Genomic DNA, 13230 nt, shown 5'->3' on the forward strand with positions numbered 1-13230 from the left:
CCTTCTAGATGTGACTATCAAGAGTACTAACCTCACGAAAGGAAGCACCACCACTACTAACAAGTTTAATATCTAATGGTTAATAAAAATTTTTAATCACATTGATATAATAATAATAATTTATATACAAAATGGAATTTGCTTATGCACGATGAAATAAAGAAAAACTGAAGGGACAGACCCAGGTTTTACTTTTTTAGACGCCTGTACCTTTTGCCATCAGGATTTCCAATTTGAGTATACAATTTTTCATATTGAGATCTGTACTTAGTACCTACCACAGCAACTGCAACTATCAATCCCAGTATTAAAAGGAACACCAGAGGTCTTTTTTTATCCTGTGGAGAATCCTTACCTTCATCCAGAATGATTTCATCACTAATTGACATTTTAGTTTCATTGATGAAAGAGCTATTTTCTGTTATAATAAGTTCTGAAGCATGCGGAATGACAATAGCAAATGGTGAAAAGCCAGGTGACTTTGTTTCATAATAGAAATACCCTCCATCCTCAGCTATAAAAGATGTTTCCAGAGAGTTCCACATACCATCTGAATAACGATACAGTGTTATGAATTCGAAATCCAAATCATTGGAAACTATCCATGATTTTTCAACCTTGAACTTGATAGCTACATCGTATATCACGTCTGAAGAGAACTTTGAATCTCCAACCCATATATTCAGATTTTTATATACTTCCCCATCAGGAGCAGCATCCACCAATGCCGAAGTCCCTCTTAGCATTTCCACCACCGCTTTGGTCTGACCCCCATTGAGTCTGGAAACAAAACCAATGGACATAATACTATTAGCTGGTTCGTCAAATTCAAATATTGCTTTCTTGTCCTTCATCACATACTTAATAGTGTAATCCTTGAGGTCAATATTCTCATACCTCTCACCGGTATTCATCGAACCACCGCCTCCACTGCCACCGCCTCCTGAGCTGGAACTTGTAGGAATGACTGGTAAAGAAGGTTCGACTACGGTTATTGAAATTGTTTCATAATCATCTAGAGCACCATCGTTCACATAGAAACCCACAGAATATTTGCCCAGCTGAGTACTGGAAGGAGTCCACTCGAAAGTAGCTGTTGAACTATTGAAGTTAGCACCTGAAGGAGAATCGATTGCAGCGTAGGTAAAAGTATCATTTAGATCTTCATCATAGACTGATAAGGAAAATGTTAGCGTTTCATTTTCAGAAACCTCCAACGGACTTACATAATTTATTTTTGGAGGCATATTGGCATCATTGACGATAATAGTTGATTTTGTACTATTGCTCAAGCTACCATCAGATACTGTGAACCATATATCATGCACCCCAGCATCAGAATAACCTGGGGTCCAGGTAAACATATTGCCTCTTACAGTTCCAAAGCTACTGTTCGTTGAGAATGTAAAATCATCATTATCAGGATCATTTGCACTCAAATCAATATTAAGGACATTTTTTTCACTGAGTGTATAATCATTCACTAAATCAATGACAGGAGCTTGATTTACATCCAAAACCACAATGTCTACTACTTCATATGCTGAATAGCCATACGTACTACTGTCTGAAACCCCGAATTCTATTTTGTAATTACCAGCCTGCTCATATGAAGGAGTCCACGTAAATTGAACTGAAGACTTTGTTATTGTTAAGATAGATCCTGGTGGAAGATTGTCCGGATAGGAAAAACTCAGTTTGTCAGCATCAGGATCAGAAGCTGATATCTCAAATGAAAGCTCTGAATTTTCATCAATTAACTGGGGATCTATAGTGTTTATGACAGGTGGGGAATTGGAATCGCCAACTATGATCTTCGCAGTCCTTGTTTTTGAAGCGAAACCATCATCGACACTAAACTGCAGGAAAGAAAAACCTAGAGTTTCAGCATTTGGCCATTGGAAAAGGCCAGTATTTGCATCCAGAGATGCACCCTCGGGTAAGATACCTACGATAGAATAATTAAGAGTGTCACCATCAGGATCATAGCCATTCAATTGTATAGTAACAGGTGCATTCTGAGGAACAGAAGTGTCACCAATTGAGTATAACACCGGCTCCCTGTTTACATTTGAAACGTTTATCCTTGAAGTTTGTGTTACTGAGGAAAAACCATCATTTGCAGTGAAGATAATAGTATGTTCACCCTGGTCATCGTAACCCGGCATCCAGGTAAAAACATTACCCTGAAGATTTCCAAATGACACATCCTTTGAGAAAACAAGAATATCACTGTCCGAATCAGATGCTTCAAGTATCAACGTTGCCTGAGCTTTTTCACTTATTGCAGTATCAGAAATCGGAGAAAATAAAGGTAACCGATTGACATTGTTCACGGTTATCGTTATATATTCAGAATCAATGTTCCCACCATCAGAAACTACAAACTGTATTAGATAGATGCCTGATTGTTCATAGCTTGGGAGCCATTCAAATAACCCCGTGGTTCCATTCAAATTTGAACCATTCGGCAATCCGGAGGAGGAGAATACCAGAGAATCATTATTTGAATCACTTGCAGACAAAGTGAAGGATAATAAACTGCCCTCATCGACCGTTCGGTCGCCTATGACCTCTAAAACGGGAGTACTATTAGTCGCCGAAACAATCACGATTTGTGAAATTGTTAAAAGGATAAGAATAACTGGTAGCCATACAAAAGTTGAGGAATTCCCAGAACGTTCATGCTTTTTCCCATTTACAACTAAACAGGCAAATTTTTCTTTTATAGGACTAATGATGTAATCCCCTCCATAGTCGGCTCTATTTTGAGTTTACGATTTAATAAACTTATTTGAACATATACATCAAATTATATAACTAGACAAATTTAATGGATGATTGCCAAACTAAATAAAGCATACAACAGATTACTCAACGACTTTTGCAATCTGCTGCAATCTTTCTTCATAGTCTATTTCTTAACACGCCTGTAACGCTTACCATCGGGATTTCCCAGTTGCATACGCAACTTACCATAATAATCCCTGTTCCTATAGCCAAATACCCCGATAACCATGATTCCAACCAATGCCAGAACGAATACAAATGAAAGTGATGACTTGCTCTCCTGAGTTGTTTCTGTCGTTAATTCCATCGAACCGGCATCCTCTGTTGACATAACTGTGTCCTCTGTATCTGTGGAACCGGTTACGACCTCTTCAACAACGAACTCATCTGTTGCGTCTGCACCTGAGATGGCAAATGGAGAGAATCCCGGAGTTGTTGAAGTGAAATAGTAATAATATTCATCATTTCCTGTCATTTCTGTTGGTAACTGAGCCCAATCATCATTGAAATACCTGTAAAGCACAATTATAGAGGTATCAAAGTCATTGTCATCGATCCAGCTCTTTTCTACCTTGAAATTGACTTTTGAATTGCCTATAGCATCAGATCCAAGCTTTGAACCGATATATAGATTCATATTCTCGTAAACATTACCCGGCGCGCTGGAGCTTACCTGCGAAGAAGTGCCCATCAATACTTCAACTACTGCCTTAACCTGTCCTCCGTTAAGCTTTGAGGTAAAGCTTAACGAAACAATACTGTTGTTCTCCTTATAGAAGGAGAAAACTGTTTCAGTGTCTTTTGCAACTGCCTTCAGGGCATAATCCTTGAAGATGATGTTCTCATACTTTTCGCCAGAAGACAGTGAACCGCCGCCACCACCGCCGCCACCACTGGAGCTGGAGCTTGTTAAACTTGTTGATGAACTCTTAGTTACAGTGATAGTGACTGTTTCAGTATCGTTGTATTCACCATCACTGACCTTGAATATTATAGATGTTCCATCTTCACCGGTTATAGGTGTCCAGCTAAATACGCCGGTTGCAATGTTCAATGTTGCATTTTCCGGGAGATTCAAAGCTGAAAATGTAAGAACGTCGCCATCTACATCTGTTGCAGCAAGATTAGTTACAAGTTCTTTTTCTTCCGCAATACTCTGGCTGCCTATAGGAGACAACACAGGTGGCGCATTTACATCGAAAACCTGCACAGTTACAATTGTAGAATTACTGAGTTGGCCATCCGTAGCTGTGAAATTTATGTAGTAGGTTCCATTTGATGTTTGGTTTGCAGTATATCCCGGAGTCCATGTGAATACATCACCTGATATGGAACCAAAAGAAACATTGGAATTGAATATGAGAGTCGTGTCCTCGATATCAGGATCAGTTGCATTGAGTAGAATGTTCAATTTCTCACTTTCGTTGACAACATAATACTCATCCATATTAAACGATGGAGCTCTGTTGACATTGACAACTGTGATAAATACTGTTTCTTTTATTTGAGATGTACCCACCTTCATACCAAAAGTTGCATTATGAATTCCACTTTGATCATAAGAAGGTGTCCAGTTAAAGATACCATTAACATTGTCAAACGTAGAACCTGTTGGCAAACCTGATGCGAAATAAGTTATTTCAGTATCGTTGGAAGAGCCATTCAACACTATCGATAGATTCTCACCTTCATTTACTTGCTTAGGACCAATATCATCCCAACTTAGTTTTATACCAACCAGGAACACTGTTTCTACACTGACATACTTATCGCCATCAAAGGCAGTGAATTCAGCATAATAGACTTTGTCTTCGTCGGCATAAGTAGGAGTCCATTCGAATGCACCAGTAATCATATCCAAACTGGAATTTGCACTTTCCGGCAATCCACTTACACTGTAAGTGATTGAATGTCCATCGGGATCTGTGGCTACAAGGTTGAACGAAATTACTTCACCTACTTCACAGATATAAAAAGGTGATACAGGATTCATAGATGGTGCCCTGTTAAACTCGCCTACTTCTATTGTAACAATAGAGGTATCATAATCAAGATATTTATCAACTACGGTAAATTCGATATCGTGTGTTCCTGAATCACTATAATCAGGAGTCCATATGAACTCATTTCCGGAGATGGTACCAAATAATACATTAGCAGAGTATGTGAGAGAATTATGATCCGGATCAAATGCACTGATGTCGAGGGTAAGTTCACTTCCTTCTGTAGCATTCAAAGTTCCAAATTCAGGGAACTCTGGAGCTCTATTAGTATTCTCAACTATGATCTGGACATACTGTGAAGCGGTATCATTGCCATCGGAAACAGTGAATTGTACTGTATATGTTTCTGATGATTCGTAATCAGGAGTCCAGGAAAAAGCACCGGTGGTCGAGTTCAAAGTTGCTGCTAATGGAAGATAACTCATATCATAACTGAGGCTGTCATTGTCAGCATCTGTAGCAGACAGACTGAATTCAAGAGTCTTGTTTTCCTGAACATTGTAGCTTCCTATATCGGCAAGAACAGGTTCACGATTTACATTGTTGACTGTAATGGTGATTGCCTCCGTATCATTAAGACCATTGGCAGTGGCAATTAATTCGACATTGTAAATACCTGAAGCATCATGATCGGGAGTCCAACTGAAATATCCGGTGCCTGGATCAAGGCTGGCTTCATCAGGCAAACCGACAACAGAGTAAATTACTGTATCATTATCCGGGTCTGTAGCGTTTATCGTGAAATTAATGAGCTCTGCCTCATTTACCGCCCTATTACCAATAGAATAACTGAATTCTGGAGCTTGGTCGATATTTATTACAGTTATGCGGATGGTTTCAGAAACGTTGACAAAACCGTCAGAAACGTTGAACATGACATCATAGATATTAGAATCATTGTAGCCAGGTTTCCAGGAAAAAACACCTGTTGCCGAGTTCAAGTTTGCATCCTCTGGGAGACCACTCATATAATAAGTAAGATCATCGCCATCGGGATCAGTTGCATTAAGAGTGAGGGAAAAATCTTCAGATTCATTGATTGACTGATCGTTAATTATACCAAATTCAGGTGCACTGTTCGTTTCTTCAACTAATTCACTAACAGTAATCATAACAACATGATAATCCCAAAGAGCACTGTCGTTTACACTGAAGTTGATGTAATGAGTACCGACATCATCTGTGGTTGGAGTCCAGGTAAAAACATCACCTGTGATGTTACCATAACTGACATTCTTGCCAAAAAGGAGAGTATCGCCATCGGGATCAGTTGCATTAAGAGTGAAGGAAAGTTCTGAAGATTCATTGACGAACTTATCACCAATTATACCAAATTCAGGTGCGTTGTTAGTTTCTTCAACTAATTCACTAACAGTAATCATAACAACATGATAATCCCAAAGAGCACTGTCGTTTACACTGAAGTTGATGTAATGGGTGCCGATGTCATCTGTGGTTGGAGTCCAGGTAAAAACATCACCTGTAATGTTACCATAACTGACATTCTTGCCAAAAAGAAGGGCATCACCATCTAAATCAGTTGCATTAAGAGTGAAGGAAAGTTCTGAAGATTCATTGACGAACTTATCACCAATTATACCAAAATCAGGTGCGTTGTTAGTTTCTTCAACTAATTCACTAACAGTAATCATAACGACATGATAATCCCAAAGAGCACTGTCGTTTACACTGAAGTTGATGTAATGAGTACCGACATCATCTGTGGTTGGAGTCCAGGTAAAAACATCACCTGTAATGTTACCATAACTGACATTCTTGCCAAAAAGGAGAGTATCGCCATCAGGATCAGTTGCATTAAGAGTGAAGGAAAGTTCTGAAGATTCATTGACGAACTGACTATCAATTGTACCAAATTTGGGTGCAGTGTTTATCGCTATAGTCTCCTCTACAAGAATATACTCATCATCCGTCCCACCCAAGATTGATGGAGTTTCACCACCGAGAAGTTCCACATTTCGCAGCTCAAGTGTAGAGTTACCACTTTTCAATGCGTCGAAAGTGAGGTCAATTAATGGAACTAATCCTACATCAGTAAGATTATCCAACTTTCTGAGCTTTATTTCAACCGTCCCAGAAGTATTAGTATCTTTTATCTCGCCTGATCCAACAGTCGCGTTGATGGACATATTATTCAAATCAATGATACTCTGATTATATACCAATGTCAGATCCATGCCTGTGACATTCTCACAATTCTCTATAGAAATCACTACATGTGCATCATCACCAGGATTTACCTTGTCAGAACTAATAAAAACTGTCTCACCTGATGCCGCACTTGCTATTATCATAGGGCTAAATGTCGAAAGGATAATAGAAATCGACAACAATACCCTCAAATAATTCAATATACCGTTTTGTGTACTGTTTTTCATTAAGGGATGCATACTCTCACCCTTGACAATAATCTGCAATTTGAGCTTGAATTATCTGCCAAACATATCTAAGTTCCACACAACCATGTATGGACATACAGTACCATAGCTGATGTCCCCCACATTACTCCATTTCCCAATATACTACAATATGTTATAAAATTATTTAATTTTGATTAATTTATAATTCCTCCGGGAATTATAGCTCCTTTATAGACTCATTGTTCAGAGAACGCTTGCAATCATTCTAATCATCCAATACTGTCATCGGAGGAGAAATATTCCTATTTCCACAGTTGATCGATAAATGAATTTTATTTAAAGATCTCTGAAAATATCAGTAGAACAAATCAGTAAAACAAATACAACTTAATAAAAAAAGAGGTAACTATTCAGCCTGACTGTTTTAATGATGCAAAAAACAATATACTATGGCTTCATTCTATGTGTTAAAAAATATTCAGTAAAATATCATAAAAAACGTCTATCAATCTGAGGGGATTTGTATAGACCGCGAAGAAATACTTGCAGTTTATGAAGCTGGTCCAGAAGCAGTAGTAGAACTTGTAACTCGATTACTTGGGATAATTGAACATCAATCTCTCCAAATTGCACAACTTGAAGAGCGTGTCAGGCATTTGGAAGAAATGCTTGAAAAGAATAGTCGCAACAGTAGCAAACCACCTTCTACTGATTCTTATGCACGGAATAAACCAACCGTTAAAAGTCAAAGAAAAAAGACCAATAAGCATGTAGGTGGTCAAAACGGTCATCCTGGTACTACATTAAGAATAAATGATGATCCGGATGAAGTTATTGTTCATCCTGTTAATCAATGCGTCAATTGTGGGAGATCGTTAGCTTCTGTTCCCTCTGACTATGAAAGAAGACAGGTCTTTGACATTCCTCCTATAACTATCAATTGCATTGAACATCGTTGCGAGATTAAAACATGTCCCAAATGTTCTCATGTAAACAAAGCTCTTTTTCCAGATGGTGTAACTCAGCCGACTCAATACGGTCATCGAGTTAAGTCATTTGCAGTTTATTTGCACACTTACCAATTACTTCCTTATCAGCGTGTTACCAAGTTGTTCTCTGATATTTTGGGATGCAAGATAAGTCCTGCTACTTTGGTGAACACGGAACGTAGTTGTTTTGAGAAGCTTGGAGCTTTTGAAAATACAGTGAAACATCTCCTGAAAGAATCTCCTGTCATCAATCTGGATGAAACAGGAATGAGAATAAATGCAGTTCGTAATTGGCTTCATGTGGCAGGTACAGACAAACTGACCTATTATTTTGCACATCGCAAAAGGGGCTCAGAAGCAATGGATGCTATGGGCATATTACCAGGTTACACTGGTGTTGCAACACATGATTTTTGGAAACCGTACAACAAATATGAATGTCAACATTCATTATGTAATGCACATTTATTACGAGAGTTAACTGGAGCTTCCGAAAACAGGGATCAACAGTGGCCAAAGATAATGAGTGATCTCTTGATATGCATTAAACATCATGTTGATAATGATCTTTTAGATACTGAGCTAATTCAAAGGTTCAGTGAGGATTATGATCACATAACTTGTTTAGGAGTGAATGAAAATCCTCCTGATCCGGAATCAAATGTGCGGTCTAAAAAACGAGGACGTAAGAAGCAGACCACGGTAAAGAATTTGCTGGATAGGTTTATTGGCCATAAAGAGGATATCTTGCGATTTATGTACGACCAAAACGTTCCGTTTGATAACAATCAGGCTGAAAGAGATATCAGAATGACGAAAGTACAGCAGAAGATATCAGGTACTTTCCGCAGTGAACAGGGTGCAAAAAATTTCTGCCGTATAAGAGGATACGTGTCTACTGTTAATAAGAATTCTGAATCTGTTATCGATGCAATTAGTGCAATATTTTATGGCAATTCATTTGTTCCAAAGTTGCAGAATTGATCGTGGATGAAGAAATCAGCTTGGTGGAAGTGAGCTAGGCTGAATAGTTACAAAAAGAGAATACAACAGATCAGCAAAAGCTTCGTAATCTGCTGTAAGCATTTTTGATCCAACTATTGCTTAATACGCCTGTAACGCTTACCGTCAGGATTTCCTACTTGCAAACGCACCTTATTGTAGTAACCCCTGTTCCTATAGCCGACTGCACCAATAACCATGAAACCAACCAATGCCAGGACGAATACAAATGAAAGTGATGATCTGCTCTCCTGATTGGTTTCTGTTGTTAATTTCCTCGAAACGGCATCTTCAGTTGACATAACTGTGTCTCCAGCGTCCTGAGAACTAGCTACAACATCTTCAACTATATTCCCATTTATTACTACCGCTGACTCCACACTTGAAATCGCAAATGGAGAGAATCCCGGAGTTGTTGAAGCGAAATAGAAATAAAGATCATCTTCGCCTTGTCTTTCAGTTGGTAACTGACCCCAGTTGCTGTCGGAATATCTGCAAAGTGTAATTGTAGAAAGATCAATGTCATTATCATCAATCCAGCTCTTTTCTACCTTGAAATTGATCTTTGGATTGCTTATTGCATCCGATGCCAGCTTTGAATCGATATGTAGATTCATGTTCTCGTAAACATTGCCTGGTGCACTGGAACCTACCTGTGAGGAAGTATTCTTGAGCATTTCAACTACTGCTTTTGTCTGTCCGCCATTGATGCCTGTAGTGAAGCTTACAGAAATTATGCTATTGTCTTCTTTTACAAAGCTGAAGACAGTTTCCATATCCTTTACAACAGACTTGATGACATAATCTTTGAAATCAATATTCTCAAACTTTTCACCGGATGACAAAGAGCCACCACCACCACCGCTGCTGCTAGAGCTGGTGGTGGACGAAGTCGAAGTTGAAGTTGATGTTACAGTGATAGAAACAGACTCATTTGCATTGTATTCACCATCACTGACATCGAATATCACTAAATATGTCCCGGCATCACCGATTATAGGAGTCCAGCTGAACACACCGGTTGTTGAGTTCAAACTAGCTGCTTCTTGAAGGCCACTCATACTGTAAACAAGAGTGTCATTATCGACATCATTAGCAGTGAGAGTGAATGAAAGTTCTTCAGACTCATTGACAGATCTATCACTAACCGTTGCAAGTTCAGGAGCATGATTTACTACAACGACAGTATCATTAACAACAATAGTTCCAGTCACTGTATCTGTTTGATAATTGTCAGTTACTCCAAAAGTCACAGAGTAATTACCGATGGATGCAGGCTCCCACATAAAGCTCTGATTATTCGGGTAAAAAGCGGAGCCCAACGGTAGTACAGATACATTATAAAAAGTAAGGTCATCATTCTCGTCAACGTCGTTTGCTGAAAGGTTAAAACTGACAAGTTCACCAACGCTAACATTCAAATCTCCGATTGCGTTAAACACTGGAGCTGAATTGATATTTATCATCCCATCTATAGTAGTAGCTGGAGCATATGAGGTATCACCCGTAAACAATTCCACATCTTGCAATTCCAGAGAGGAATTACCACTCAAAGATGTTGTGAAAATTATGTCAATTAACGAAATGCCTTCTACTGTTGTTATATTGTCCAACTGCATCATTTGGATATCAATTATTCCAGTGATATTTTCAACATGATCTACTACATGTCCCGATACAACACTGTTGTTCTCTGAAATACTATTTAGGGATATGATACTTTGATCATACACTAGAGTCAGATTTATACCTGTGATATTCGCACAATTTCCTATAGAAATTATTACATGTGCATTATCACCGGGGTTTATCTTATCAGAACTTATTGAAACTATCTCATCTGATGCCGCACTTGCTAGTACCATGGGGCCAAATGTCGAAAGAATAATGAAAATCGACAATAGTACCCTCATATAATTCAATATACCGTTTTGTGTACTGTTTTTCACTAAAGGATGCATAATCCCACCCTTGACAATAATCAGCTATCTGCTTCCGAATATAGTCAATTTTTTTGAGCCGCATACACTCCTGTATACAACTACTAATGATTGCTTTTGCAGACATACAGCGCTATCACTGATGTCCCCACATTACTCCACATTTACCTATTAGAAATAATATAATATAAAATTATTTAATTTTGAATGATATATATATTTATGATAATTATTTTACAATATATACAGAAAAGAATCTAATTACAGAATATAAAATATATATATACACAGGCAATTCAAAAAATATATCTATTATGGATATGTTAAACCTGCCAGCCAGTAACAGAGATGAAACTTCTTGGATGGAAAAACAGCTTTCAAAGACCTAAAGCAAAATTTGCTACAATGGTTACATACAGAATCGCTGATATCCAATTCCCTGGCACTTGTTGTAGGTGTTCTCACAGGCTTTGCCATCGTCTTTTATGATAGATTACTGAAAATCAGCCAGAATTCATTTAACGGGATAATTCCTGAATCTCACGGCTATTTTATAATACTCCTCCCTGCTCTTGGCGGACTCATCGTTGGTATAATAGTTCACCTGTTCATACATACCAGGCGCTATGACATTGAAGAGGTCATTGAAGCAACCGCCCTTCATGGCGGAAGAATGTCAGCACGAAATGCATTTTTGGAAGTTCTTGCATCTATCGTATCTATCGGTTCCGGTGGGTCTGTTGGAAAAGAAGCACCCGTGGTTCTTGCAGGTTCAGGAGTAGGATCTCTGGTTTCACAGATATTCAAGATGAATGGTAACCGAGTGAAAATACTGATCGGATGTGGAGCCTCTGGCGGAATTGCCGCTGCCTACAATGCGCCTCTTGCAGGAGTTGTGTTTGCAGTTGAGGTAATATTAGGTGAACTTGAAGCGAGTTCATTTATACCCATTGTTATCTCTGCAGTCTTTGCAACACTGGTATCAACTGTGATATTTGGTGTTAGAACAATAGAAGTATCATCATATCAACTTATGAATCCCTTCTTTGAATCCATCCTTTATCTTTTCCTTGGAGTGTTGGCCGGAATCATATCAGCAATTCTAATGCGTTCCCTTTTTGGAATACACAAGTTCTTTGATTCACTGAGCATACACCCGGTTATCAAACCTGCAATTGGTGGTCTGTTCGTAGGCCTGATAGGATTCTTCTACCCACAAATATTCGGTGTAGGATATGATGCCATAACTGATGCCCTGAACAACGGACTGGCACTGAAACTCATGCTGGCACTCATTGTTCTGAAAATCATCGCATTCTCTTTTACAATGGGATCAGGCGGATCAGGTGGCTCCATCGTACCCTCACTTTTTGTCGGTGCAATGCTTGGTGGAGCTTACGGTTCTATTGTGCATGGGATATTCCCAACGATCACAGCAGAATCAGGCGCATATGCTCTTGCAGGCATGGGAGCCGTATTCGCAGGAACAAGCAGGGCACCCCTTGCATCTATTCTCATTCTTTTTGAGCTTACACGTGACTATAACATGATATTACCAATAATGCTTGCATGTGTAGTCAGCAATGTAGTTTCAAGTTCTATTTACTCCGAATCCATATTCACAGAAGGATTACATAGACGAGGCTTCACCATCAGAAAAGGCAGGGAAGTCGACATCATGGAATCCTTGCTGGTTACAAATGCGATGAAACACAACGTTCAGACAGTATCGGAGAACAAGAAAGTAGGAGCATTGATATCTCTCATGCAATCAAGTCGGCACGCAGGATTTCCGGTGCTTGATTCAAACGGGAATCTATCTGGCGTGGTTACGCTTAAAGATGTCAGGGACAAAGTAGGCCACGATGAACTTAATAAGACGATCAATGAGATATGCAGCAAGGATGTTGAAGTGGCATATCCGGAAGAAACTCTGAATACAGTATTAAAGCGCCTTGCTGCAAAAGATATTGGAAGGCTTCCAGTAGTCTTAAAAACAGACAGGACAAAACTGCTTGGAATAATAACCCGCAGTGATATCGTGAAATTATACGATAAGAAGATACTTGATAAAGTACAGAGACTACAAAAAGAAGGTCCTTAACCGGAATAAAGGCTATAATCTGCT

General features: G+C 38.9%; 5 protein-coding genes. 2 read left to right on the plus strand and 3 right to left on the minus strand.

The window, feature by feature from the left end; translation table 11 throughout:
• Positions 1 to 188: 188 nt before the first annotated feature.
• Entirely contained in the window at positions 189 to 2612 is a 2424-nt protein-coding gene (locus V7O67_RS14070; protein ID WP_342304252.1) for a PGF-pre-PGF domain-containing protein, read from the minus strand.
• A gap of 302 nt (positions 2613 to 2914) precedes the next feature.
• On the minus strand, positions 2915 to 7141 hold the full coding sequence (locus V7O67_RS14075; protein WP_342304251.1) for an Ig-like domain-containing protein: 4227 nt from the start codon (positions 7139 to 7141) through the stop codon (positions 2915 to 2917).
• Between the two features lie 554 nt (positions 7142 to 7695).
• On the opposite strand from V7O67_RS14075, the gene tnpC reads away from it, so the two are divergent.
• The gene (gene tnpC, locus V7O67_RS14080; RefSeq protein WP_406671410.1) at positions 7696 to 9144 is read left to right on the plus strand and encodes an IS66 family transposase; all 1449 of its coding nucleotides are present in this window, start codon (positions 7696 to 7698) and stop codon (positions 9142 to 9144) included.
• 113 nt (positions 9145 to 9257) lie between these two features.
• Here tnpC and V7O67_RS14085 read toward each other — a convergent pair whose 3' ends face one another.
• On the minus strand, positions 9258 to 11063 hold the full coding sequence (locus V7O67_RS14085) for a PGF-pre-PGF domain-containing protein (RefSeq protein ID WP_406670319.1): 1806 nt from the start codon (positions 11061 to 11063) through the stop codon (positions 9258 to 9260).
• A 397-nt stretch (positions 11064 to 11460) separates the two neighbouring features.
• Between V7O67_RS14085 and V7O67_RS14090 the strand changes: the two genes are divergently transcribed.
• Positions 11461 to 13206, plus strand: coding sequence for a chloride channel protein (locus V7O67_RS14090; RefSeq protein WP_342304248.1), 1746 nt, complete (start codon positions 11461 to 11463; stop codon positions 13204 to 13206).
• The last annotated feature ends 24 nt before the right edge of the window (positions 13207 to 13230 follow it).

Source organism: Methanolobus sp. ZRKC4 (genome assembly GCF_045291305.1).
Taxonomy (GTDB): domain Archaea; phylum Halobacteriota; class Methanosarcinia; order Methanosarcinales; family Methanosarcinaceae; genus Methanolobus.